25 protein-coding genes and 3 tRNA genes are annotated in these 24,448 nt (G+C 62.3%); 11 read left to right on the top strand and 17 right to left on the bottom strand.

The annotated features are described in order from the left end of the window. The first annotated feature begins 101 nt into the window (after positions 1 to 101). Positions 102 to 578: a YidB family protein gene (locus tag X757_RS155850; protein WP_023681465.1), complete on the top strand. Its 477-nt coding sequence runs from the start codon at positions 102 to 104 to the stop codon at positions 576 to 578. Here the strand turns inward: X757_RS155850 and X757_RS155855 are convergent. Then, positions 575 to 1,462: a helix-turn-helix transcriptional regulator gene (locus tag X757_RS155855; RefSeq protein ID WP_023725777.1), complete on the bottom strand. Its 888-nt coding sequence runs from the start codon at positions 1,460 to 1,462 to the stop codon at positions 575 to 577. The genes X757_RS155850 and X757_RS155855 overlap by 4 nt on opposite strands. Positions 1,463 to 1,560: 98 nt before the next feature. On the opposite strand from X757_RS155855, the gene X757_RS01000000164665 reads away from it, so the two are divergent. Then, the gene (locus X757_RS01000000164665; protein ID WP_306413607.1) at positions 1,561 to 1,884 is read left to right on the top strand and encodes a VOC family protein; all 324 of its coding nucleotides are present in this window, start codon (positions 1,561 to 1,563) and stop codon (positions 1,882 to 1,884) included. Positions 1,885 to 1,966: 82 nt separating this feature from the next. Here X757_RS01000000164665 and X757_RS155860 read toward each other — a convergent pair. The 3 genes from X757_RS155860 to X757_RS1000000166335 all read right to left on the bottom strand — a co-directional run bounded on the left by X757_RS155860 (position 1,967) and on the right by X757_RS1000000166335 (position 2,371). Further along, positions 1,967 to 2,040, bottom strand: a tRNA-Gly gene (locus tag X757_RS155860). A gap of 28 nt (positions 2,041 to 2,068) precedes the next feature. Beyond that, a tRNA-Tyr gene (locus X757_RS155865) sits at positions 2,069 to 2,153 on the bottom strand. Next, positions 2,132 to 2,371: a hypothetical protein gene (locus tag X757_RS1000000166335; protein ID WP_155929598.1), complete on the bottom strand. Its 240-nt coding sequence runs from the start codon at positions 2,369 to 2,371 to the stop codon at positions 2,132 to 2,134. Before X757_RS1000000166335 ends, X757_RS155865 begins: the two co-directional genes overlap by 22 nt. Here X757_RS1000000166335 and X757_RS155870 point away from each other — a divergent pair. Further along, a complete protein-coding gene (locus tag X757_RS155870; RefSeq protein ID WP_023725776.1) occupies positions 2,364 to 3,215 on the top strand; it encodes an RNA methyltransferase in 852 nt (283 codons plus the stop codon). The two genes, X757_RS1000000166335 and X757_RS155870, sit on opposite strands and share 8 nt — an antisense overlap. A 55-nt stretch (positions 3,216 to 3,270) precedes the next feature. On the opposite strand, the gene X757_RS155875 is transcribed toward X757_RS155870, so the two are convergent. From X757_RS155875 to gcl, 3 genes are all read right to left on the bottom strand, one after another. After that, positions 3,271 to 4,155 carry a 2-hydroxy-3-oxopropionate reductase gene (locus X757_RS155875; protein WP_023725775.1) on the bottom strand — a complete coding sequence of 295 codons (885 nt, stop codon included), beginning with the start codon at positions 4,153 to 4,155 and terminating at the stop codon, positions 3,271 to 3,273. Between the two features lie 214 nt (positions 4,156 to 4,369). Further along, positions 4,370 to 5,167, bottom strand: coding sequence for a hydroxypyruvate isomerase (gene hyi, locus X757_RS155880; protein ID WP_023702459.1), 798 nt, complete (start codon positions 5,165 to 5,167; stop codon positions 4,370 to 4,372). A 168-nt stretch (positions 5,168 to 5,335) separates the two neighbouring features. Further along, positions 5,336 to 7,126 (bottom strand): glyoxylate carboligase, encoded by a 1,791-nt coding sequence (gene gcl / locus X757_RS155885; RefSeq protein ID WP_023725774.1) that lies wholly within the window; start codon positions 7,124 to 7,126, stop codon positions 5,336 to 5,338. Positions 7,127 to 7,329: 203 nt separating this feature from the next. Between gcl and bhcR the strand changes: the two genes are divergently transcribed. Continuing rightward, positions 7,330 to 8,148 carry an HTH-type transcriptional regulator BhcR gene (gene bhcR / locus X757_RS155890; protein ID WP_023681470.1) on the top strand — a complete coding sequence of 273 codons (819 nt, stop codon included), beginning with the start codon at positions 7,330 to 7,332 and terminating at the stop codon, positions 8,146 to 8,148. A 47-nt stretch (positions 8,149 to 8,195) separates the two neighbouring features. Then, positions 8,196 to 8,564 (top strand): hypothetical protein, encoded by a 369-nt coding sequence (locus X757_RS155895; RefSeq protein WP_245261846.1) that lies wholly within the window; start codon positions 8,196 to 8,198, stop codon positions 8,562 to 8,564. A gap of 74 nt (positions 8,565 to 8,638) precedes the next feature. Here the strand turns inward: X757_RS155895 and X757_RS155900 are convergent, their stop codons facing one another. The 3 genes from X757_RS155900 to X757_RS155910 form a co-directional block, all read right to left on the bottom strand. Then, positions 8,639 to 8,947, bottom strand: a complete 309-nt coding sequence (locus tag X757_RS155900) for a BA14K family protein (RefSeq protein WP_023667455.1) — start codon at positions 8,945 to 8,947, stop codon at positions 8,639 to 8,641. Between the two features lie 202 nt (positions 8,948 to 9,149). Further along, positions 9,150 to 9,359 (bottom strand): hypothetical protein, encoded by a 210-nt coding sequence (locus X757_RS155905; protein WP_023688402.1) that lies wholly within the window; start codon positions 9,357 to 9,359, stop codon positions 9,150 to 9,152. 120 nt (positions 9,360 to 9,479) lie between these two features. Beyond that, positions 9,480 to 9,662, bottom strand: coding sequence for a hypothetical protein (locus X757_RS155910; RefSeq protein WP_023667458.1), 183 nt, complete (start codon positions 9,660 to 9,662; stop codon positions 9,480 to 9,482). Between the two features lie 158 nt (positions 9,663 to 9,820). Here X757_RS155910 and X757_RS155915 point away from each other — a divergent pair. Further along, positions 9,821 to 9,896 (top strand) — tRNA-Thr (locus X757_RS155915). A gap of 126 nt (positions 9,897 to 10,022) precedes the next feature. On the opposite strand, the gene X757_RS155920 is transcribed toward X757_RS155915, so the two are convergent. From X757_RS155920 to X757_RS155935, 4 genes are all read right to left on the bottom strand, one after another. Beyond that, entirely contained in the window at positions 10,023 to 10,550 is a 528-nt protein-coding gene (locus X757_RS155920; protein ID WP_245260196.1) for a DUF2569 family protein, read from the bottom strand. 166 nt (positions 10,551 to 10,716) lie between these two features. Then, positions 10,717 to 11,406 carry a TetR/AcrR family transcriptional regulator gene (locus X757_RS155925; protein ID WP_023725772.1) on the bottom strand — a complete coding sequence of 230 codons (690 nt, stop codon included), beginning with the start codon at positions 11,404 to 11,406 and terminating at the stop codon, positions 10,717 to 10,719. Positions 11,407 to 11,475: 69 nt separating this feature from the next. Then, the gene (locus X757_RS155930) at positions 11,476 to 12,903 is read right to left on the bottom strand and encodes an amidase (RefSeq protein ID WP_023688399.1); all 1,428 of its coding nucleotides are present in this window, start codon (positions 12,901 to 12,903) and stop codon (positions 11,476 to 11,478) included. 97 nt (positions 12,904 to 13,000) lie between these two features. After that, positions 13,001 to 14,035 carry an extracellular solute-binding protein gene (locus tag X757_RS155935; protein ID WP_023688398.1) on the bottom strand — a complete coding sequence of 345 codons (1,035 nt, stop codon included), beginning with the start codon at positions 14,033 to 14,035 and terminating at the stop codon, positions 13,001 to 13,003. A gap of 285 nt (positions 14,036 to 14,320) precedes the next feature. On the opposite strand from X757_RS155935, the gene X757_RS155940 reads away from it, so the two are divergent. The 3 genes from X757_RS155940 to X757_RS155950 all read left to right on the top strand — a co-directional run bounded on the left by X757_RS155940 (position 14,321) and on the right by X757_RS155950 (position 20,314). Continuing rightward, on the top strand, positions 14,321 to 17,296 hold the full coding sequence (locus tag X757_RS155940) for a caspase family protein (protein ID WP_023807391.1): 2,976 nt from the start codon (positions 14,321 to 14,323) through the stop codon (positions 17,294 to 17,296). Between the two features lie 444 nt (positions 17,297 to 17,740). Then, positions 17,741 to 18,508: an NAD kinase gene (locus tag X757_RS155945; RefSeq protein WP_023681482.1), complete on the top strand. Its 768-nt coding sequence runs from the start codon at positions 17,741 to 17,743 to the stop codon at positions 18,506 to 18,508. A gap of 192 nt (positions 18,509 to 18,700) precedes the next feature. Further along, complete coding sequence (locus tag X757_RS155950; RefSeq protein ID WP_031196539.1) at positions 18,701 to 20,314, top strand: DEAD/DEAH box helicase; 1,614 nt, start codon at positions 18,701 to 18,703, stop codon at positions 20,312 to 20,314. A 166-nt stretch (positions 20,315 to 20,480) separates the two neighbouring features. Here the strand turns inward: X757_RS155950 and X757_RS155955 are convergent, their stop codons facing one another. Beyond that, positions 20,481 to 21,374 (bottom strand): LysR family transcriptional regulator, encoded by an 894-nt coding sequence (locus X757_RS155955; RefSeq protein ID WP_023691233.1) that lies wholly within the window; start codon positions 21,372 to 21,374, stop codon positions 20,481 to 20,483. Between the two features lie 119 nt (positions 21,375 to 21,493). Between X757_RS155955 and X757_RS155960 the strand changes: the two genes are divergently transcribed. Beyond that, positions 21,494 to 22,378, top strand: coding sequence for an NmrA/HSCARG family protein (locus X757_RS155960; RefSeq protein WP_023691232.1), 885 nt, complete (start codon positions 21,494 to 21,496; stop codon positions 22,376 to 22,378). Between the two features lie 47 nt (positions 22,379 to 22,425). After that, positions 22,426 to 22,695 carry a DUF2798 domain-containing protein gene (locus tag X757_RS155965; RefSeq protein ID WP_023667468.1) on the top strand — a complete coding sequence of 90 codons (270 nt, stop codon included), beginning with the start codon at positions 22,426 to 22,428 and terminating at the stop codon, positions 22,693 to 22,695. 238 nt (positions 22,696 to 22,933) lie between these two features. Here X757_RS155965 and X757_RS155970 read toward each other — a convergent pair whose 3' ends face one another. Together X757_RS155970 and X757_RS155975 are read right to left on the bottom strand one after the other, a co-directional pair. Next, entirely contained in the window at positions 22,934 to 23,542 is a 609-nt protein-coding gene (locus tag X757_RS155970; RefSeq protein ID WP_023691231.1) for a hypothetical protein, read from the bottom strand. Between the two features lie 237 nt (positions 23,543 to 23,779). Continuing rightward, positions 23,780 to 24,430 carry an OmpA family lipoprotein gene (locus tag X757_RS155975; RefSeq protein WP_023667470.1) on the bottom strand — a complete coding sequence of 217 codons (651 nt, stop codon included), beginning with the start codon at positions 24,428 to 24,430 and terminating at the stop codon, positions 23,780 to 23,782. Positions 24,431 to 24,448 lie beyond the last annotated feature (18 nt).

The raw sequence follows: 24,448 nt of genomic DNA, 5'->3' as shown, positions 1-24,448 counted from the left end.
ATGGTCACATGATTGTCAAAAGCTCAAGCCAACTTGAATTTCCGCCCGCATGCTCCATTGTAGCCGGCGGGACGGGCTTGGTCGTTATGGAGGATTGACCTATGGGACTTTTTGACAACGCCGTACCTGGCGGCAACATCACCAAACCGCTGATGATCGCGCTCGGCGCGCTGCTGGTGGGAAAGATGCTGAGCGGCAGAAGCGCCGAACAGACGAGTGCCGAAGAGACGGGCGAGCCCGCCCAGCCTCAAACGCCAGCCCCCACCGGAACCACGGCCTCAGGGGATGGCGGCCTGCTTGGCGGACTGGGCGGACTGCTCGACAAGCTCAAGACTGCCGGCCAAGGCAATGTCGCTGACTCCTGGGTCGGCACCGGACAGAACCAGCCGATCAACGCCAATGATCTCGGCAAGGCGATCGGCCCGCAGGTCATTCGAGAGATCGCGCAAAGGACCGGACTGGACGAGCAGGAGTTGCTCAAGCAATTGTCCACAGCCCTGCCCGGCATTGTCGACAGACTGACGCCGAACGGACAGGTGCCGCAGCAACACCAGGTCGCGTCCGCCTTCAACAGCTAGACTTCTGCGCCTGCATCACGCGCAAACACGCCCGGCACCGCCTTGCGGCTGTCGGGCGTTGCTGCGACCAGCGCCGCGAACCGCCTGGCAGTCGACGCATCGACCGGCGTGTAGACGGAAACCGAGAAATCACTGTCGCGGCCGCCCGGCTGCAGCGTGGCGAAATCGAACGACATCGCGCCGGCGACAGGGTGCCGGATGGATTTCCGCCAGATCGGTGGCTCGGCGATGTCGCGGCTGTTCCAGCACGTGGCGAACGCTTCGCTTGCCGCTTCCAGTGACGAAACCAGCGCAGCCAGCACCGGATCGCGAGTCATGGCGACAGTGGCAAGCCGGAACTGCGCCGCCGCCGAGCGCAAAACCTCCGGCCAGTCGACAAAGCGCTGCCGCCATTCCAGGTCGAGAAACAGCCGGGCGAGCAGGCTGCCGGACCACTCATCATCCGTCTCGAAATCCCCAAGCAGCACCGCCGCCGGATGGTTACAGGCGACGACCTGCCAGTAGCGATTGACGACATATGCCGGGTGCGGCGCCAGCCCGTCGAGCAGGCTGAGCAACGGCGCGCTGGGCAGGCCTTGCGCGCCGAGCCGGTTTCGCCAATCGAGATCGGGCCGCGCCAATTGGAAGAGATAGGCCTGCTCCGACCGGCTCAGTCTCAGCACCCGCGCCAGCGAGCGAAGCACCTGCGGCGACGCGTTCACCTCCCGTCCCTGCTCGAGCCAGGTGTACCAGGTGGTGCTGATCCCCGCCTGGGCGGCGACCTCTTCGCGCCTGAGGCCCGGCGCCCGGCGGCGGCCATTGGCGCCATCGATCCGCGGCAAGCGGTCCCGCCGCTCGCGCAGGAAGCGGGCAAGCTCATCGTGCCGTGGGCCGTCGTATGGCATGCAGTCACCTCCGATACCAGTATAAGCTATAGTCTTGTACTACTTTAAAGGAAAGCTAGGTTGCGGGCGATCGAACATCTGCCCACGGGACTTCGACAATGAATGCGCTCAATGAAATCCGTCAGATCGACTACACCGTCATCTTCGCCCGCGACATGGCCGCCATGCGGCACTTCTACGGGGATGTGATGGAATTTGATCTGCAGCGCGAACTCGGCGACAGGTGGATCGAATATCGGGTCGGCCCGAACACGCTGGCCTTGACCAGCCTCGGCATGATGTTCAACGACACGCCGCAGCAGCGGGATGCGCTGTCGCTTCAGCTGGCATTCCGGGTGGCGCCGGAGATGGTCGCTGCTTGCGCCGAGGCGCTTCAGGCCAAGGGCGTGCAGCCGGTCCTGCCGCTCACCGACCAGGAATGAGGCCACAGGACAGTGTTCTTCCGCGATCCGGACGGCAACGTTGTGGAGATATTCGCTGAGATCTGATGCGGAGTGGGGAGTTTGGAGCGGGTAGCGGGAATCGAACCCGCATATTCAGCTTGGAAGGCTGCTGCTCTACCACTGAGCTATACCCGCATCGTCCTCAAGGTTCGCGGGCTGGCAGTGGTGGAGAGGGTTGGATTCGAACCAACGTAAGCTAAGCTAACGGATTTACAGTCCGTCCCCTTTAACCACTCGGGCACCTCTCCAGCCTGCCGTCGAAGCCTTGCAACGAGGCATTCTCGCCGATCAGGTCGAAACCAGGGTTTTGTCCGAAATCAGCGAAGCGCCTTATGGCGGCAAGGCCAGTGGGTGTCAACCGCACCGCAAGGCAAAATGCGCTGAATTTGACAGCCTGCCCGGCAAGCCGGCTTTCTGCCTGTATCCACAGCCCGGCGACGCGGCTATAGAAGCCGGCCATGAGCAATGACAACACGCCCAAGACCGCCAAAGACACCCATTACGCCAAGCTGCGCCGCGCCCATCGCGACGAGAAGGCCGGCGGCGCGCCCGCCTTCCGGCCGCGCCAGCCGGTGCCGCCGGGCGAAAACGCCGCCGACGGGCTGGTCAGGCTCTATGGCCTGCATACGGTGCGCGCGGCGCTCGACAATCCGCGGCGGAAGATCCGTAAAATGCTGGTGACGCGCAATGCCGCCGAGCGGCTGGCGATCGCCGACCTCGCCGCTTTGCCGTTCAAGGCCGAACTCGTCGAGCCCAAGGAGATCGACAAGATCACCGGTTCGGATGCCGTGCATCAGGGCGTGCTGATCGAAGCCGAACCGTTGAAGCCGAAACGCCTCGACACGCTCGGCGACACGAAACTGGTGCTGGTACTCGACCAGGTCACCGACCCGCACAATGTCGGCGCCATATTGCGCTCGGCGGTCGCCTTCGGCGCCGGCGCACTGATCACCACGGCCCGCCACAGCCCGCAGGAATCCGGCGTGCTGGCCAAATCCGCCTCCGGCGCACTGGAGCATATCGACCAGATCGAGGTGAAGAACCTGGCCGACGCGCTGGGACAGCTGCACGATGCCGGCTTCCAGACCATCGGCCTCGATTCGGACGGGCCGGCCGAACTCGAAACGGGTTTTTCAGGCGAGAAGATCGCGCTGGTGCTTGGCGCCGAAGGCAAGGGCCTGCGCCAGAAGACGCGCGAGACGGTGACGACACTCGCCCGCCTCGACATGCCCGGCGCCATCCGCTCGCTCAACGTGTCGAACGCCGCGGCGGTGAGCCTTTATGCGGCACGGAAATTCCTTGGAAAGTGAATGGTGAAATAGTGAATGGTGAATGGTGAATGGAAGCGTTCTTACCATTCACCATTCACCGCACTTCATGTCCCGCCATCCGCTCCAGCGCACGAACCAGCGCTGAGTGATCCTCTTTTGCACCGCCATTCGCCGAGCATGAGTTGAACAGCTGCTGCGTCGTCGAGGTATTGGGCAGCGAGACACCGAGTGCCTTGGCGCCTTCCAGCGCCAGGTTGAGATCCTTCTGGTGCAGTTCGATGCGGAAGCCCGGCGCGAAGGTGCGCTTTATCATGCGCTCGCCATGCACTTCGAGGATGCGCGATGCCGCCAGCCCGCCCATCAGCGCCTGCCGGACCCTGGCCGGATCGGCGCCGGCTTTTGCGGCGAAGACCAGCGCCTCGGCGACCGCCTCGATGGTCAGGGCCACGACGATCTGGTTGGCAACCTTGGTGGTCTGGCCGACGCCGTTCGGGCCGACAAGCGTGATGTTCTTGCCCATCTTTTCGAACACGGGCTTGGCGCGCTCGAACGCCTTGTCCTCGCCGCCGACCATGATGGTCAGCGACGCCGCCTTTGCGCCGACCTCGCCGCCCGACACCGGCGCGTCAAGATAGTCGCAGCCGAGATCGTTGATTTTCTTGGCGAAAACCTTGGTCTCGATCGGCGAGATCGAGCTCATGTCGATGACCAGCTTGCCCTTGCTCAGGCCGGAAGCGACACCGTTCTCGCCGAACAGCACCTCGGCTACCTGCGGGGTGTCGGGAACCATGGTGATGATGATATCCGCGGCCTTCGCCACTGCCGCGTGGCCGGTGATGCTTCTCAAGCCCTTGGCGACGAGATCGGCCGGCGGCTTCGAGCGGTGGTCGCTGGCAATGACGGCGTAGCCGGCATCCAGGAGATGCCCCGCCATCGGCGCGCCCATGATGCCAAGGCCGATGAAGCCGATGGTTTCCATTGTTTTCTCCTTTGTTGAGGCTGAGTTCCTTCGCGCCCCCTCTGGCCTGCCGGCCATCTCCCCCACTTGTGGGGAGATTGGCAGTTTCGGCGCCTCGCTCACCCTGCAATGTTGGGGAGCGAAAGCCGGGATGACGTCCGATCTCCCCACCTGTGGGGGAGATGGCCGGCAGGCCAGAGGGGGGCGCGAAGGAACGCGACTTCAATCGTAACAGCTAAGCCGCGGCACTCCCCTGCCCGTTAAGCTCCCGAAACCACCCCAGCCCAGCCTCCGTCCCCGCCTTCGGTTTGTATTCCGCTCCGACCCAGCCGGAATAGCCGGTCCTGTCGATATGCTCGTAGAGGAAGGGATAATTGATCTCGCCCGTCCCCGGCTCGTGACGGCCGGGATTGTCCGCAAGCTGGATATGCGCGATGCGGCCGAGGTTGGCCTCGATGGTACGGGCGAGATCCCCCTCCATGATCTGCATGTGATAGATGTCGTATTGCAGGAACAGGTTCTTCGAACCGACGCGCTCGATCAGCGCCAGCGCCTGCTCCGAATAGTTCAGGAAAAAACCCGGTATGTCGCGCGTGTTGATCGGCTCGATCAAAAGCCGGATGCCGGCCTGCTCCAGTTTCTCGGCTGCAAACGCGAGGTTCTCGGCTAAAGTATTTTCCAGCACCGAACGATCCACGCCCTGCGGCGCGATGCCGGCGAGGCAATTGACCTGCTCGCAGCCGAGCGCATGGGCATAGCTGATCGCCTTGGCGATGCCTTGCCGGAATTCCGGCGCGCGGTCGGGCAAAACCGCGATGCCGCGCTCGCCCTTGCCCCAGTCGCCGGCCGGGAGGTTGAACAGCACCTGTGTCAAGCCGTTCTTCTTCAGCCGGGCCGCGACCACGTCAGGCGTATGATCATAGGGGCCGATATATTCGACGCCCTTGAAGCCGGCGCGGGCTGCGGCATCGAAGCGATCGAGGAACTCATGCTCGCCAAAGAGCATCGACAGATTGGCTGAAAAACGCGGCATTCTTTTTCTCCTTCTTCTGCTTGGCCCTAGGCGTGTTGAGATTCAGGTCGGGCAGAGTCGAAAACGGTGACTTTCGAGAACCGGAGCGGAACGTACTTTCTGTACGTGAGCACCGGAAGCGCAGGAAGGCGCCGTTTGCAGGCCTGTCTCACCTGAATATCGGCGCGCCTAATCGAGCAACACAATCGCCGTCGGCGCATCCTCATGGCTTTCGGCAAGGTCCTCGAATTCGGTGATCTTGTCGATTTCCGTGCCCATGGAAATGTTGGTGACGCGTTCGAGGATGAATTCAAGCACCACCGGCACCTGGTATTCCTTCATCAGCCGCTGCGCTTCCTTGAACGCGCCGGCGAACTCTTCCGGTTTGCGCACCCGGACCGCCTTGCAGCCCATCGCTTCTGCGACCGCGACATGGTCGACGCCGTAGCCGGCCTCCGGATCGTTGGCGCGGTTGACGTTCTCGAAGGCCAGGCTCACCTCGAAATCCATCGCAAAACCGCGCTGCGCCTGGCGGATCAGGCCGAGATAGGCATTGTTCACGACGACATGGATATACGGCAGTTTGTGCTGTGCGCCGGCCGCCAGTTCCTCGATCATGAACTGGAAGTCGTAGTCGCCCGACAGCGCCACGATGGTGCGATCCGGATCGGCGGCGCGCACGCCAAGCGCTGCCGGCAGCGTCCAGCCGAGCGGGCCGGCCTGGCCGCAATTGATCCAGTTGCGCGGCTTGTAGACATGCAGGAACTGCGCCCCGGCGATCTGCGAGAGGCCGATCGTGGTGACGTAGGTGGTGTCACGGCCGAACGCCTTGTTCATCTCCTCATAGACGCGCTGCGGCTTCAGCGGCACCTGCTCGAAATGCGTCTTGCGCTTCATCGTCTTCTTGCGGGTCTGGCNGGTCTGGCATTCCTTCGCCCAGCCCGACCAGTCGCGCAGCTTTCCTGCCGTCTTCCATTCGGTGGCGACGTCGAGCAGCATCTTTAGTGCCGCACCGGCGTCCGAGACGACGCCGAGATCCGGCGCGAACACCCGGCCGATCTGGGTCGGTTCGATGTCGACATGGATGAATTTCTTGCCCTTGGTGTAGACATCGACCGAACCGGTGTGGCGGTTGGCCCAGCGATTGCCGATGCCAAAGACGAAATCGGCTTCCAACATCGTCGCATTGCCATAGCGATGCGAGGTCTGCAGCCCGCACATGCCGGCCATCAGCCGGTGGTCGTCGGGGATCGCGCCCCAGCCCATTAGCGTCGGGATGACCGGCACGCCCGTTATCTCGGCGAATTCGATCAACAGATCCGACGCATCGGCGTTGATGATGCCGCCGCCGGCGACGATCAGCGGCTTTTCCGCGGCATTGAGCATCGCCAAGGCCTTTTCGGCCTGGGCGCGCGACATTGCCGGCTTGAACGGGACCAGCGGTTCATAGGCATCGATATCGAATTCGATCTCGGCCACTTGCACGTCGACCGGCAGGTCGATGAGCACCGGGCCCGGTCGCGACGAGCGCATCAGGTGAAATGCCTTCTGCAGCGCCATCGGCACGAGATAGGGCTCCATGACCGTGACCGCCAATTTGGCGACGGGTGCGGCTATGGCGGCGATATCGACCGCCTGGAAATCCTCCTTGTTGAGCCGTGCCCGCGGCGCCTGACCAGTGATGCACAGGATCGGGATGGAGTCCGCCGCCGCCGAATAGAGCCCGGTGACCATGTCGGTGCCGGCCGGGCCCGACGTGCCGATGCACAGCCCGATATTGCCTGATTTAGCTCTCGTGTAGCCCTCGGCCATATGCGAGGCCGCCTCGACATGGCGCGCCAGGATGTGGCGGATCGAGCCCCTCGCCTTCAGCGCCGAATAGAACGGATTGATCGCCGCGCCCGGCACGCCGAAGCCGCAGGAAACGCCTTCCTTTTCGAGAACGAGAACCGCTGCATCTACAGCGCGCATCCTGGCCATGTCCAGCCTCCGCAAATTGTTGGTCGACCGACAATGCCAGTATGGTTTTCATTTTTCAATTTTTTCAGAATAATTTTTCATTTCTAGAAAACGGCTCCTTTCCACTGATTTCGCTGGCTTTTCCGTTTTTCATGAATCCGGGCACCAGAATCTGTGAAAAAGTTTTTCATTGCGATTTCGGCGAAACCGGCGACAATGCCGCCATGGAAACCAGCGAAAAACGCCAGCGCGGCCGGCCGCGCGCTTTCAACGGTCCGTCCGAGGCCGGTTCTGTACAGTCGCTGGACCGGGCCTTGCGCATCCTGGCCATCGTCGCTGAAGGCAGTGGCCTGTCGCTGAGCGAGATTTCGGCGCGTAGCGAGCTCGCGGCGTCCACCGCCTACCGCATGCTGACGACGCTGCAGAACCACGGCATGGTCGAGTTCGATACATCGGACCAGCTGTGGTCGATCGGCGTCGAGACCTACCGCATGGGTGCCGCCTTCCTGCGCCGCCGCAAGCTTGTCGACCGGGCCCGCGTGGTCATGCAGGAATTGATGGAGAAGACCGGTGAAACCGCCAATCTCGGCGTCGCCGAGGACGATTGCGTCGTTTTCGTCAGCCAGGTCGAGACCCATCAGGCGATCCGCGCCTTCTTCCGCCCGGGCACGCGCAGCTCTTTCCATGCCTCGGGCATCGGCAAGGCGGTGCTGGCGCAGCTCGAGCCGGAACGCGTCGCCGCCATCCTGCGCAAGTCGGGCCTGCAGCGCTTCACCGACAAGACGCTGTCCGACATTTCGGCGCTGGCCCATGACCTGGCTGTCATCAAGCACCGTGGCTGGTCGGTCGACGACGAGGAGCGGCATCCCGGCATGCGCTGCGTGGCCGCCGCCATTTTCAACGAGTTCGGCGAGCCGATCGGCGGTGTCTCGGTCTCCGGACCGACGGTGCGGGTGACGATGGAGCGGCTGGACGAGATCGGGCCGCTGGTGCGCGACGCCGCCGCTGAGGTGACGAGGATGATCGGCGGGTTCCGATTATAATGCGGAGAACGCTTCAGCTTTTGCTCGCCGCTTCACTGTGCGGATGCGTGGCGACGGCGCCCGAACCCGCCCCTGTCTCCCAGCAAGTCAGCGAGATTCCGATCTCGCTCGCTTTGGAGGAGACAATCACGATCGGCATTCGCCAGCATTTGCAGGATCCTGTATCCGCCAAATTCGGGACGATGCGCGCCGGCGAGCGGACGCTCAACGGCCGCCGGGAAATCGTGGTCTGCGGCCATGTCGCCGCGAAGTCATCGTCCGGTGGTCATACAACAGACCAACCGTTCGCCGCCAAGATCTATCCGGATGAAGGAAGCAGCTTCGAACTCATCGCCATGGGCGATCAATCGCTGAATGCGAGCGGTGGTGTTGTCGGCACCTGCCATGCAGCCGGATTACCGATCTCCAAACCGTAGCTGACACTGCCACGCGCTCAAATGTAGGAAAGAGGGGCTGCGTACAGCCCCTCCTTCTTGTGGGGAGCCTCCTCTTAGAGGCGGCAATAGTGGCGGTAGCCGTCATAGCCGACATAGGTGTCGGAGTACGGATCGTAGCTGGCGTAGCGATTGGCGCAGCGGCGGACGTGCCAGGAACCACCCTCGTCGTCGACATAGACGGTGCGGGGCTGCTGGTTGAGCAGGCTGCCGAGCACGAAGCCGCCGACGCCGGCGGCGATGCCGATGCCGATTTCGCGGTTGTGGTGATGGCTGTGGGCGGCCGAGGGCTGGACGGTGCCGACCAGCGAGGTGGCGGCGACGGTGCTGGCGATGAGGGCAGAAGCGATTTTGCGCGTGAACATGACGATCTCCTTGTTTCGTTGCGAGAGGCGATCCATCCGCCTCTTGATCATCTGTCGTTTCGGCGCGGAAAAAGGTTCGAAAGAATTTGGGATTTTCTTGAAGGCCGGAAATCAGCCGATGGAATCCAAGATCTGATCGATCGAGCGCTCAACGCAAAAAAGGGCGGCCGAAGCCGCCCTTCCGCGAGGCAGGTCGTCTCGCTCAAAGGAAGATGATCACCTTGCCGTGGTGATGATGATGCTTGTGGTGATGGTGCTTGTGTTGATGGTTCCACCACCAAGAGGGCTTGTCGTGGTGCTTGTGATGGTGGTGATGATGGCTGTGAGCGGAGGACGACTGCACGGTACCGGCGAGCGCGCCGGTGGCGACGAAGATGGCGACCAGGCCCGAAGTAAGACTGCGCTTCAACATGATGATCTCCTTGATCGAGGCGACCATTCGCCTCTGGAGATCAGTCGCGGTGACGTGGTGAAAGGTTCGAGGTTTTGAGCGAGTAGTGAGTAGTCAATGGTCCGAAAGGCGTTCGCCCATTCACCATTCACCATTCATCCCCATCCCAGTCACATGCCGCAGCCAAAACGCCATCGCGATAAAACCGACGATGGCGGCGATGCCGGTCCAGTCGACATTGGCGCTCTTCACGTCCCTGATGAGCTTTACCGCAAGCAGCCAGGCAATGACGACAAGCGGCAGGATGATGACAAGTCTGATCATGCGACACCCCGTTCGATGCGTTTGCACCTGAGAGATATGTAGGGATCGCATTGGCGGTTTTCAGCATGGCGGCCCGCCCACCTCGGCGGGGTCCATTAGCGATCGAAAACGGAGTTTTGTCTTTACTGGCGCACGAAATATGCTAACCGGAGCGCCGTGCCCTTGTAGCTCAGCTGGTAGAGCAGCGGTTTTGTAAACCGAAGGTCGGCGGTTCGATTCCGTCCGGGGGCACCACCCTTCGCTCTTCGAGCTTCGGGTGGCAGGCCACTCGAAGCTCGTTAGTCGAAGGAGGACTGCCGACGGTTCTATTCGGCGGAGCTGGCAGCACGACATCAGGCCAACTCGCAGCCGTCGGACCTTCTAGGAAAATGTGGCAGCCTGTATGGCTGCCGTATCGCCGAACGTGTTCCTCACCCTAACCGACCTGTAGACGTAGGCGGCCCAGATCCCTGTGACTATGAAGGATGCCAAAGGTGTAACCAGAGCTCCTCCGGCAAGCAAACGGTTTACCGGGACACCCAGAACAGTCGATATCCAAACTGTGTCCAGTACGAATAAGAGAGGGATCGCAAACCACAGACATATGAACAGCTGCGGAAAGCGGTGGCTTCGCCGCAGCATCGAAACAAGCACGACCAGCTGAAGCACCAGAAATGCCAGATTGAGGGCTGCCTCGCCATAGATGGCCAAGGCCCCGTTGGGCACTGTAACAAGCTGTTGGTAGGTTTTGACCAGACTGGCCATATCGACAAGTGTGCGCAACGGCGAAAGGGACAGGCTGATCGCCAGCAGGATCAGCCAGCCGCCGAACCCCACGAGGTCATCTGGGCTCTGTGAGGATTTGCGCGACGACCGGACGGCGAAGAAAACCGGCACGCCAATCAGCAACAGAAGTATCGCCCAATGCCACATTTACCCACCCTCGAATGCATCCCTGGGTTGTTTAGCTCGCACCTCTGGATTGTGCAAGCGTTTTTACAGAGATCAAGGCATCGTAGAGATTTTCGGGTTTAGGTTTGCAGAGGACGCTTTCGTCGCTCGCAATGGCCGCATCTCACCCCAAGTCAAAATGCCGCGGAAAGGCCTGGTGCAGCAGGAGCAGCATGGTCTTGCGCAGCACGTCGGTGTCGCGGCTGGACGGGTTGAGATGGTCCCAATACCAGGCGCCGTGAACCAGATAATTCAGGCTCTCCGACAGCGTGTCTATGTCGACGCCGGTGTAACCGCCGCTGCGCGAAATCTCGATCAGCAGTTCGCGCGCTTCGGCCGTGTAGGCGAGATCGCTGGGCAGGCCTATCTCGTTGTAGAGCTGCATGCTCTTGCGGTCGCTGGAGAACACGACGAAGACCGACACCCAATTCGGATGCTGGCGGGCAAAGCGTTGCGCGCAATCGACCGCGCCCAAGACCCGCTCGACCGGCGACAGGCCGGGCGCCCGCACCAGCGTCAGCCACAGCGCGTCATATTGGTCGCTGAGATATTGCAGGACGGCTCGGAACAGGTTCTCCTTGCTGCGAAAATGAAAGACCACCAGTGCGTTGGACGAGCCGACATGCTCGGCGATGCGCTGCATGGTGACGCTGGCCAGCCCCTCCTCCGCGATGAGCTCGATTGTGGCGTCGATGATGCGCTGGATGCTCGCTTCGCCGCGCTCGCGCCGGCGGTCCTTGGGCGCAGCGTCGTTCGCCGCACCCTTGGCCGCCTTGCTTTTTCCCGCATCCGGAGTGGCTATGCGTTGCGCCATTGTCGTCAGGCCTTTCCCCGGCGGCCGAAACATCCCGCCGCTGCCTTGGCATGCCGGCGCCCTGCGGACTCACAGCGCCGGGCGTGTCCCGGCATTCGTGTACCACTGACCACGAGCCGTCTCATAGGCCATACCCGCCCGGAACACGTCAGCGTCGCTATAGGTGCGGCCGACAATCTGGATGCCTGTCGGCACGCCGTTGGCGGCGCGGCCCGACGGGATCGACAGAACCGGGCAGCGGCTCAGCATGTTGAACGGCGTCGTCATCACCCAGCCCAGCGACGGGTTCACCTCTCGTCCATTGATCTCGACCTTGCCTTTGGTCTGATCGAATTCCGCCGGCACTGCGGGAAGCGCATTGGTCGGGCAGATCAGCACGTCGTATTTTTCCAGCAAAGGCCCCAGCGTCAGGTACATCCTGGCCGCCACATCGAGCGTCGCGACAAAATCCGTCGCCTTCGACTTCTGCCCGTCCTGCGCGAACTGCCTGGCATAGCTGGTCATGTCCTTGCCGTTCTTGGCGAGCAGCGGCGACAGCGAGGCGCCGAAGAGATGTTCGAGATAGGCCATGCCGGCCTTGAGCACCTCGTCGCCCCAGCCGAGGTCCACCTCCTCGACGGTGGCGCCGAGCGAGCGGAACACATCGCAGGCAGCGAGCGTGTTCTTGCGCACGTCCGCATCCACCTCGAAGGACCCGAGATCCATGGAGAATGCGATCTTCCAACCCTTGATCGGCTTGTAGTCGAGCGGCAGGCGCAGTTTCGGGCGCAGCGTGGCGATGTCGAGCGGGCTCGGCCCGGCCATGACGTTCTGCAGCAGGATCGCATCCCCGACGTTTCGGGCCAAGGGCCCGGTGTGGCAGAAAAAATCGAGATTGAACGGCGGCTCATCGGGATTGCGGCCGTAAGGCGGCTTGAAGCCGACCAGGCCGCAGGCCGAGGCAGGGATGCGGATTGAGCCCGCTATGTCCGAGCCGGTTGCGATCGACGACGTGCCGGAGGCCAGCGTTGCCGCCGAACCGCCCGACGAACCGCCCGGCGTGAAATCCGGGTTCCAGGGGTTGCGCGTGACGCCCCAGCGCTTCGACCAGGTATAACCGGCGCAGCTGAATTCGGGCGTCGCGGTGCGGGCGTGGACGATGCCGCCGGCCTTCATGACACGCTCGTTCATGGTCGAGGTATGGCCGCCAATGGCGTCCCCGGACAGCAGCGAGCCATGCGAGGTCGGCTTGCCCTTGATGTAGCTCTCATCCTTGATGCCGATCGGCAGGCCCTCGAGCGCGCCGGTCCTGGCGCCTCTGGCGTATTTCGCCTCGGCTTTTCTGGCGAGATCCATCGCCTCGTCGAAATGCGTGAAGGTGAGGCAGTTGATCGTCGCCTTGGTTGCCTCGGCGCGGCGGATGGTGGCCTGCATCAGTTCCAGAGGCGACAGTTTCTTCGCCTTGAACAGCCGCAACGCCTCGCTGGCCGGCATGTAGCAAAGGTCGAGATCGGACATAAAAAATCTCCCGCGGCGGCTTTACGGCATCTGGCATTGGGGATGGCCGAGCCGCGATGCGCGGCCCGATGTTGGTCAGCTTCGGCCGGCGGCGCTGCTATTTCTGCAGATCGGTCCAGATCCTGGTGTAGAGCGCCTGGACGTCGGCGGGACAGGCCGACATGAATTGGCCCTTGTCGGCAAATTCGGCCGGAACATCCACTTCGGGCGCGCCCTTCATATCGGCCGGCAGGAAGGGCTCGGAGCCCTTGATGCCATTGGCGTAGTGCGCGAAGGCCGAGATCATCGCTGCATTCCTGGGGTCCATGATGAAATTCTGGAAGAGCTTGGCGTTCTCGACGTTCTTGGCATCCTTGAGCACCGCGACATTGTCCATCCAGATTGGAAAGCCCTCCTTGGGATAGCCGTAGACGATCTTGTCGTTCTCCAGCCGCTCGCGCAGCGATATGCCGTTCCAGTTGACGCCGGCGGCAATGTCGCCCCTGCCGAGACCGTCGACGGCCGCATAGTCGAGCGACAGCCATTTCGCTTTCGCCTCGATGAGCTTGTCATGCACCTTTTTCAAAAGCACCTTGTCGTCGGTGCAGTACTTACCGCCCTCATAGGCAATGGCGAGGAACATGATGTCTCCCATTTCGGGCACGACATTGATCTTGCCCACGAGTTCCGGCGGCGGATCGAGGAAAATCGCCGAGGTGTTCGGATCGCCCGCATAGACCGATTTGTTGACCGAGATGCCGGTCGTGCCCCATTGCCACGGCACCGAATATTTGCGGCCGGGGTCGAACGGCACGTCGACCCATCTCGGATCGACGTTTCTAAAGTTCTCCATCGTGTTGGGATCGGTTTCCAAGAGCAGGCCTTCGCTGATCCAGATCGGCATCACGCTGGCCGATGGAACGACGATGTCATAGCCGGAAGCGCCCTGGCGGACCTTGGCCAGAGCCGTATCGTTGGAGTCGTAGTCGGTGACGGTAACCTTGACCTTGTAGGTTTCCTCGAACTTCTTGATCAGGTCCGGGCTGGTGTAGTTGCCCCAATTGTAGATTTGGAGTTCGCCCTCGGCGCGGGCAATGCCGGTCATCGCCAGCAGCGACAGGCCGAGCGCCGTGGCGGTCGATTTCAACTGCATGCTTGTGTCTCCCATTGTTGGGACCGGCGGGATTGCGCCTCGAGTCCCTAAGTTCCCTTCGTCCTGGTGATCATTCACCGGCGAATGCCGGCTGACCAACTCGGTATCTCGGGCAACGGTATTAATTACTAAACATACAGTCAATATCTTTTAGCGACACAACTGCATCATCGGCACCGGCAGTGCGCCGGCGAAGCCGACATGATATGGTCAAGGTTGGGCCATTGATGAATTGGGGCAAGCCGTGGCGTGAGCGCCGCAGCCTGCAGGGCTTGGATCACGGTCATGCGCCTTTTTCTGGCGGTCGTGCTGCTGATGACCATGGCGCTCTTCTCCGCTGCGCGCGGCGAAGAGCGGATAGCGCTGGTTGTCGCCAATCCGGCCTCTGAGGGCTCACCGGCAATCGCCAACGCCGACCTCAGTGCCGAACTCGTTGCAGCGACACTACGATCGCTTGGCTTCACCGTCCGGCAGGTGTCGGATGGCGACCGCGCCGATGTCGCGCGCGCCATGCATGATTTCGCCCAATCCCTGGCCAAACCGGACTCCGTCGGCATCTTCTACTATGTCGGCCACACCGCGCAGGCCAACGGCAGGAACTATTTACTGACGCGCGGCACCCGGATCGATTCAAAGGAAACGGTCGACCAGACGGCATTGCCCCTCGATCTGTTCATGCAGGCGCTCGAGGCAACCCCGACATTGAAGGTGGTTCTGCTCGACAATCCCGGCGATGGCCACAACCCTACTTCCGGCGTGATGCAGGGTCTGGCGGCGGTCGATCCCCTCACCCACGCCATCGTCGCTCTGTCGGCCAAACCCGGAACCGTTGCACTGGGCGAAGCCCGCCCCGTCACCGTATTTGCCGATGCGCTCACCGCTGCGCTGGTCAAGCGCGGCGCGGACATAGCCATCATCCTCGCCTCGGTCAGGCAAACCACTATCGACAAAACGTCAGGCGCCCAGTGGCCATGGATGGCATATGGCCGCTCGGCAGACGCTGCCTTTGTGCTGACGCCGGACCAGGTGGCCGGCGCGGCACCGGCGCTGCCGCTTGTGCCGGAACCGGCACCGCCGGCGATGGCGAGCGGCGGCTACATCTCCGGGAGTGGCGGTTGGGAGCCTGATGGCAGCGACTACGCCGATGGCAGCGGTCAGGAGCCCTACCCCATGGACGTTGCACCGGGCTCCGGCAGTCCCGATGCCGCGATGGGCGACAGCGCCAAGGAGGCGGCGCTCTACGAGGAATACAAACGCCAGGAACAGCAGCGCCAATTGCAGGAAGAGCAGGCTCGGCAACGATACGAAGAGGAAAAGCAACGTCTTGAAGACGCAGCTGTGGCCGCTGCCCAGAACAATCTCGGCGGGACCTATCCGCAGGATGGCGGAGCCACCGGCGCCGAACCGCCCCCCGATAAGGCAGGGATCCCCCCTGAGGACGGCATGACATCGGCCCCGCCACCCGCGACCGGCGCCGAAAGTCCGCCGGAGGCGCAGGCGCCACCGAAACCAGCGCCGCCGCCCATCGACCAGGCGCAAAGCCCTCCTTCCGGCGGCGCCCTTCCACAACCCGAGACGGGCGCTGTCGAGGTGGTGCGCCATCCAACCATCGATGCGCCGGATGAGATTGTCGCCGGCGAGACGGTGACCGTTTCGATCGCCCTTACCGAAGAGCAATTCACGCCCGAAGTGAAGGTGAAGGCAGCGCCGGGCTCGTCGGTGACGGAAGATGGCGCCCTGGCCATGGCGATGCCGGCGGGAACCGAGCAATGGCCGATCGATATCGATCTGTTCGCCTCCGGCTTCGATCTCGCTGACGGCGGCAAATGGAGCCGACGGACGACGCTCTACCGCCAGGGCGACAGCGACTTCGTCCGCTTCGACGTCAAGGCGCGGCCGATCGCCAAGGACAGCAAGCCGGCCCAGTTCATCGCGCGCATCTACAGCGCCGGGAGGTTCCTGGGATCGGCATCGCGGTCGGTTATCATTCGCCGCACCGCGCCTGTCGAGGCAGCCGCTCTGAGCGCCACAGCCGAACGCTCCGCAGCACCTGCCATGCTGATGCTGGCCGCAGCGGCGCCGCAGCCGGCGGTAACTGGCAATGTGACGCTCGGCGGCGCAGCCGGCGATGACGTCCCCGATCTCGACGTGACCATCCTCTATGACGATCCGAGCGGGCTGGGTTCGGGGCAGATCATCATCCATTCGCCGCATCTGGCCGGTCCGGTGACCGATACGTTCTCGACGCCACCTGAGATGGCGGCATGGCTGGACTCCGAATACCGCCGCCTGCTGCAGCTCGGATTGAGCCTGCGCGGCGCCGTTTCGCTGCAGCAGCCTGCCGCAAGCAGCGATACGGGGGCGCAAAAGCGCTTTGTCACGCTCGCCGCCGAAGGTTTTGGCGATGCGCTCTACCGCGACTATGTGCCGAAACCGTTCAAGGACGTGTTCTGGTCGCTGCGCGGCAAAGGCGAACTCCATTCGATCCAGATCACCTCGAACAGCCCGACGCTGCCCTGGGAATTGATCCGCCCGCGCAGCGCCGACGGCGCCGTCGCCGACGGTTTTCTCGGCATGGGCTACCGGCTGGCGCGCTGGGCTCCGCGCAGCAGTGCCTCACAGGTCGACAACCCGCTCGACCGCATGACCTTCACCGGCGTCGCGGCCGTCGCGCCCTCCTATCTCGACAAGCGCTCGCTGCGCTTTCAGCAGGACGAGATCGCGGCGCTGAGCAAGCTTTACGGCTACCGCCGCTTCGATGGCGATTTCACCTCTTTCGAGAAACTGGTCGGTGAAGTCTCGACCGGTTTCATTCATTTCTCCGGTCATGGCGAGGTCAACCAGCCGAGCAGTGGCCGGCCGGTCTTTGCCATCGATCTCGTCGACCAGTCGCTCGACCCCGATACATGGGCCGCGCTGGTCGCGGCCGCGCATGGCAAGGGCAATCCGTTCTACTTTTTCAACGCCTGCGACACCGGCCGTTCGCAGATGCTCGGCGGTTTCGTGCAGGGCTGGGGTCCGGCGGTGCTGGCGGGCGGCGCTTCCGGCTTCATCGGCGGCATGTGGCCACTGACCGACCGCGCGGCAGCGGCCTTCTCGACCGATTTCTATGGCGGCATCAGCACGCGGATCAAGGACGGGCCGGTCTATCTGGCCGAGATCCTGCAGGATGTCCGCAGAGAATTCTACCGGACCGGCGATCCGACCTATCTCGCCTACACATTCTACGGCAACGCCAATCTGAGGATTGTCGGGCAGTAGGCGACGGATCGTCGTTGGCGGATTGGCTTCGCCTACAATGCGTTTTGCGGGCATGGCACGCCGGCGCCGCCGCAGCGTGAGGCCATCGGCCTGGAGCTCATGTCTTCGGACTGCCGCACAAGCTCCGCAAAGAGAAGGGCGAAACTTCCCATCACAAGGAAGACGATAATCAGGCGTGTCACCGGCAATAGACAGGTCTCGACTGGCTAGCCCCCCAGCCACCCATCCTCTGTCGGCTAACATGATCGATCAGGCTTTACGAGTGCTTAAGCTCGCACTTAACCATCACATTCGCCGTTCCGGCGACATGAAGCGCGAGCCGCCGATTTCGTTTCGCCGCGGCCGCAACTGGCCCGGACGATGCCTCCCTTTGCAGATGCGCTTGCCCATGCTACCCCACGCAACCGCCGCCGACCGCCATCGGCCGACCGCCATCGGAATGTCATGAGCAAAGCCAATCTCGCCTTCGTCTCCTCCGACACTGCCGATGCCAAGGCGGCGATGGAGAGCCTGTCGGCCCGCTATGGCCAGGCATCCTTCGACGACGCCCAGGTGGTGGTGGCACTGGGTGGCGACGGCTTCCTGCTGCAGACCTTGCGCGACACGATGAGCACGGGAAAGAAGGTCTACGGCATGAACCGTGGCACCATCGGCTTCCTGATGAACGAGTACCGCGTCGGGGGCCTCACCGAGCGCATCGCGGCCGCCGTCGCCGAAACGATCCGCCCGCTGGAAATGCTGGCGTTGACGCATGAGGGCGAGACGGTTTCGGCACTCGCCATCAACGAGGTGGCGCTGTGGCGTCAGTCCTACCAGACGGCAAAGATCCGCATCACCGTCGACGAGCAGGTCCGCATCGAGGAACTGAACTGCGACGGCGTGATGATCGCGACGCCGGCCGGCTCCACCGCGTACAATCTTTCGGCGCACGGGCCGATCCTGCCGCTGGATGCGCCGTTGCTCGCGCTGACCCCGGTCAGCCCGTTCCGGCCGCGCCGTTGGCGGGGTGCCTTGTTGTCAAACAAGGCGACCGTACGCTTCGATATTCTGGAGTCGGAAAAGCGCCCGGTGAACACCGCCGCCGACCACACCGAGGTCAAGGCGGTGGCTTCCGTAACGGTCCGCGAATCGCCGACTGCGACGGCAACGCTGCTGTTTGATCCCAACCATTCGTGGAACGAACGCATTCTCGCCGAGCAGTTCCGCTATTGAGCCGGCGCAAAGAGTGACTACCTAATTAAGCATCGCGATTAAGCTTACGTTTTCACAATCGTGCCAATCCCGCCCGTTTCTGTTGACAAATCGCGGGCTTGCGCCTAATCGCAATACCAATCTTGCAGGCACGCTGTGCTTGCCGCGACGGATGCCGTTGCGCTTCCCCGAACCAGCCAAAGACAGCAACTCTTGTCCTCAGACACCACGACCGCTCTAGAAGCGTTGACCTTTTCAGACCTCGGCCTGTCGCCCAAGGTCCTTTCCGCAGTCACCGATGCGGGCTACACCGTGCCGACGCCGATCCAGGCTGGCGCCATCCCGCATGCCTTGCTCGGCAAGGATATTCTGGGCATAGCACAGACCGGCACCGGCAAGACGGCTTCCTTCGTGCTGCCGATGCTGACCCGCCTCGAAAAAGGCAGGGCCCGTGCCCGCATGCCGCGCACGCTGATCCTCGAGCCGACGCGCGAGCTCGCCGCGCAGGTCGAAGAGAATTTCATCAGATACGGCAAGAACCACAAGCTCAACATCGCGCTGCTGATCGGCGGCGTCTCCTTCGACGAGCAGGACAAGAAGCTGGAGCGCGGCGCCGACGTGCTGATCGCCACGCCCGGCCGTCTGCTCGATCACCGCGAGCGCGGCAAGCTGTTGCTCAACGGCGTCGAGATCCTCGTCATCGACGAGGCCGACCGCATGCTGGACATGGGCTTCATCCCCGACATCGAGCGCATCTGCGAGATGATCCCGTTCACCAGGCAGACGCTGTTCTTCTCAGCGACCATGCCGCCGGAGATCACCAAGCTCACCGAGAAGTTCCTGCATGCGCCGGTGCGCGTCGAGGTTTCCAAGGCGGCATCCGCTGCCACCAACATCATCCAGCGCCTGGTCAAGTCCGGCTCCAAGCCGTGGGACAAGCGCGAGACGCTTCGCAACCTGATAAAGGCCGAAGACGCCGAGCTGAAGAACGCTATCATTTTCTGCAACCGCAAGGTCGAGGTCGCGGAGCTGTTCCGCTCGCTGCTGAAGTATGATTTCGACGCCGGCGCCCTGCATGGCGACATGGACCAGCGCGCCCGCATGCAGATGCTGGCCAATTTCCGCGATGGCAAATTGCGCTATCTCGTGGCGTCCGACGTCGCCGCGCGCGGCCTCGACATTCCCGACGTCAGCCACGTCTTCAACTACGACGTGCCGATCCACGCCGAAGACTATGTCCACCGCATCGGCCGCACCGGCCGCGCCGGACGCTCGGGCAAATCCTTCACCATCGCCACCAAGTCCGACACCAAATACATCGACGCCATCGAGCGGCTGATCGGCAACAAGATCGAGTGGCATGACGGCGACCTGTCGACCGTGGTCGCCAGCGAAGGCGGCGAGGACGAAGCGCCCCGCCGTGGCCGTGGCGCTCCGCGCCGCGCCGGCCGCAAGGACGAGGACCGCAAGGCCCATGATCGCAAGGAGGGTGGCGAGCGCAAGCCGCGCGAACGCCATGCCAAGCGCAGCGACGACGCGCCAGCGGCAGATGCCGCGCGCGAGGAACAGCCGGTGGTAGCCGAGGCCGCGGTCGCCGACATCGGCGAACGGCATCAGCGCAAGGAAGCGATCCGCTCCGAAAACAGCGACCGCAAGGTCTCCGATCGCAACAACGAGAACCGCGCCCCGGAACGCGGCGACACAAGGCCGCAGCGCGCCAGCAACAGCCGCCCTGCCCGCGGCAACAACCGCGGTGAAGACAATGACGGCACCGTCGGCTTCGGCGACGACATGCCGGCCTTCATGAAGATCGTCGCCAAGGTCTGATTCCATGAGCCGCGGCGTCCCGAGGACGCGCGGCTTTCCTGGACGCGATTGGGATGCGAGATCTGGAGCCCGCTCAGGATCAATCAGCGCCATGCGCGGTAATCGCAAGACAGGCTCGATCTGCCCGATCTCTTCCGGCCTGGAGCGCTTCAAATACCCGTCGATGCTACAGGCTTTTGAGTTCCAGGCGGGATGCCAATAAATCCAGAAATGCCCGAACCTTGGCCGAAGATGACCGGCCTTCCTGCCACAAGGCATGGATCGGCACCGGTGCCGGCTCGAATTCCGTCAAAACCAGTTCGACGAGACCGTCGTCGACCAAATGTCTTATCTGCCACAGAGGCGAGAAGCCCAAACCCAGTCCGTGGATTGCGGCGGCATAGACCGAGGTCATCAGATTGGAGCGAAAAGCGCCTGCGACCTTCACGGTCCGGGGTTTCCCGTCGATCTGAAACGTCCATTCACCTGGACGCTCGTTAGCGGTTCTGATGATGCAACTGTGCTCACTCAGCTGGAAGGGATGGGCCGGCCGGTCGCACCGCGCGAAATAGGAAGGCGCGCCGAACACAACGCGCCGCAACGCTCCCAGGCGTTTGGCTTTCAAGTTGGAATCCGGCAAATCGCCGATGCGTATTGCCAGGTCGAGACCTTCGGCGCCAAGATCGGCAAATCCATCGGAAAGTTGAAGATCGACCTCGACCCGGGGAAATGTCCGCATGTATTCCGCGATGACAGGCATCAGGACGTTCGGGCCAAACAGAACCGGCGCCCCGATGCGCAGGACGCCTGCCGGCTCCGATCGTTGATTGATCGCCTGAAGTCTTGCGTCGTTTATTTCGTCGACCGCGGGTTTGATCCGGTTGAAAAAGGCTGCTCCGACTTCACTTGGTGTCGAGCGACGCGTTGTCCTGTGGATCAGCTCGACGCCGACTGATTGCTCCAGTGCCGCCAGGGACCGGCTGACCGACTGCAGCGAGCGGTTCAGCCGATGTGCGGCAGTCGTCAGACTTCCATGCTCGACGATCGCGATGAAAGCCTCGAAATCGTCCATTCGGCTCATGCATTCTCCCGACATTCGACATAATATATCGCAAAAACGGGTAATTGTAACGACAATTGCGACGTCGTACCTCTCTGCAAGTTGTCCCGCGAGGACAGGCTTGATGGAAGGAAATCGTCATGCAAGTAGCCAATCCAACTGTTCTGGTTGTTGGTGCCACAGGCCGAGTTGCGGGACTTGTCGTGCCTGAACTTGTCCGCCGCAATGCCAATGTTCGAGCGCTCGTTCGCGACCCTGCGAATGCCGAAAAGGCCCGGAAGGTGGGGGCATCCGAGGTTGCGACAGGAGATTTGCGAAATCGTCAGAGCCTCGAAAGGGCGGTCGCGGGCGTCGACGGCGTCTTTCACATTGGGCCGGCTTTTGCTCCCGATGAAGCAGCCATGGGCGTTGCCATGGTTGAGGCCGCCACGCGAGCAGGAGTTCGAAAGTTCGTCTTCTCGTCGGTGATCCAGCCTACCAATACGCGACTGAAGAACCATGCCAGCAAGGTGCCTGTCGAGGCTGCTCTCTACTCGACGACGATGGAATATACGATTCTGCACCCTGCCAATTTCATGCAGAACCTCGCAGCGGCCTGGCCGTCCGTCGTTGAACATGGTGTTTTCTCGGAACCGTTTCCAAAGACGGCGAAGCTGGCCCGCGTCGACTACCGCGATGTCGCTGAGGTGGCGGCGATCGCCCTAACCGAAGCGCGATTGTCCTACGCGACCCTCGATCTGTGCGCTGACGGCATGCACAGCCGGGAAGACATCGTTGCGATGATGAGTGAGGAACTTGGCAGACCCATCTCTTCTGGTGAGCCGACATTTGGCGAGTGGGCGGCCGAGGCACGCCTTCCCTACAATGACCGCCAAATGCAGGTGCTGGCCAAAATATACGCCCACTATGCCCACTATGGCCTTGGCGGAAACAGTCTGACATTGCGCGCCGCCCTGGGCCGCGAACCGCGTTCGTTGCGCGGCTTTATTCGAAACCTTGCCCAGCAAATGGCGCAGGCCGCCTGACTGCGCCCAGCCGCGCATACTTCCACTTTTCGAGAAGGAGATAGGTGATGCGACCGTCATCCCACAAGGTTTTGAAATCGAGGAAGCTACCGGCCTCCTACAATGCGCTGGTAATGCCATTCGTACTTTCCATCCTGATGTCGTGCATTGTTTCCGCGGTAGCGACGCTGATCAATGCGGGCTGGACAACCGGTTTCGTGGCGACCTGGCCGTATGCATGGGGAGCATCATGGCTAGTGGGCTTTCCAAGTCTGCTGCTGGTCTTGCCGATCGTGCGCCGTATCGTTGCGGCAATTGTCGATCAGCCGACCTCGTAGGCCTTGATTACGGAGTCCGACATGCCAAACAAGAACGGCCCTTGCGGGCCGCTTTTACCTTCGACTGACGGCTCGCAGCGCCATTGTCGACTTCCGCGACCAGATACCTGTCTTCATGCGGGCAGCCTTCATGCGCGCCGGCCCTCATGCCGATCGTCGTCCGAGCCTGACTCCCGAGCGCTCTCAAATGCAGCCGGCCAGCTTGCACTCTTGGCACGCTCCTATCCTGGCCCGTCCGTCACATCGGGCCGGGCATCATCTTGGTCGGGTTTTCCAGCATCGGAAACTCTGCCTTGCTGCATTTCACGTTCGGGTTGGTCGGACTGAACATGCCGTTCGGATTGTCTCTGAACAGCCAGGCATGAAGGTCGTAGTGGACGAACTCCCTCGGAATGAGCGGATAGTGCCCTTCCATCGGTCCCATGAAGGTCTGGCCAAATAGTTTTGGAGGTTCCTTGGTGTCTGGCGTCAGGGGCACCAGCCATTCCACGCCAACCAATTTCAAGCCTTTCTTGGTCGGCTCGTAGATCAGCACATTGGGGCGCATCGGATCGAGTTTCTGACCGACACTCGGGACGTTGACGAAATGGATGCCCATAGCGCCCTTCGGATAGTCCATTGCGCCCTCGATCCTGTCCCCGCTGTAATAGACGCACCCGACAGTCGACAGATAAAGGTCGCGGACGGCGACCGTGTAGTCTTCATATTTGGCGAGCGATTTCTTCAACGCTTCGATGTCGGCTTTGTTGGCGTCCTCGGCTCGAGCCGTGGCCGCTGCGCACCAAGCGGAGACCAGACCTGTCAAAATGAGGACGCCGCAACGCCCAAGACGAGCTGTTCTTGTCATGCATTCCTCCCAGATTTCCTTATCTGGCCGTGCAGGACCGGGGCCGACTAAGTGACTGCATGGCCGTTTGTATCGCCCCATCCCCTCTGGAACCGCACCAATGCTAATCCCTTCCAAGGCCTCCGGAAAGGGATTATTAGAAATCTCTAATGCGTTAGACCTTTTGGCGGACCACAGGAGCCCAAAAAGAAAGCGGCCCCTTGCGGGGGCCGCCTTCGCATTTCGATGCCGAACAATTCAGGTCAGCGGCGAAAGCTGGATCTCGACGCGCCGGTTCTGCGCACGGCCGGCCGCCGTTCCGTTGGACGCGATCGGACGGGTCTTGCCGAATCCGGTGACGGCGAAGCGGCGCGAATCGACACCTTGGCCTGAGAGATAGTTGGCGACCGCCAATGCGCGGCGCTGCGACAGATCGAAATTGTGTTCGTCGCCACCGGTCGAATCGGTGTGGCCGAACACGTCGACCGTGGTCTGCTTGAACTTCTTCAGCACCAGCGCAACCGAGTTCAGCACCTGGTAGAAGCCGGGCTTCACCGCATCCTGGTCGACGTTGAAAGTAATGTCGGACGGCATGTTGAGGATGATCTGGTCGCCGGTGCGGGTGACGCTGACGCCGGTGCCTTCGAGCTGGCGGCGCAGTTCAGCCTCGTTCTGGTCCATGGTCGCGCCGATGGCGCCGCCGGCCAGCGCGCCGATACCGGCGCCGATCAGCGCGTTGCGGCGGTCATTGCCGCCGGCAAGCAGGCCGAGGCCCGCGCCCGCCAGGGCGCCAAGGCCGGCGCCGGCTGCGGTGTTCGAAACCTTCTGCTCCCCGGTGTACGGATCGGTCGTGGTGCAGGCACTCACCAGCACAGCCGTCGCAACGGCGACGAGCACAGTCTTTTTCATAAGGATCGTCCCTCTCCA

The organism is Mesorhizobium sp. LSHC412B00, assembly GCF_000503035.1.
Classification (GTDB): Bacteria; Pseudomonadota; Alphaproteobacteria; order Rhizobiales; family Rhizobiaceae; genus Mesorhizobium.
The sequence above is the reverse complement of the archived record's forward strand: the minus strand, read 5'-3'. Positions and strand labels throughout refer to the sequence as shown.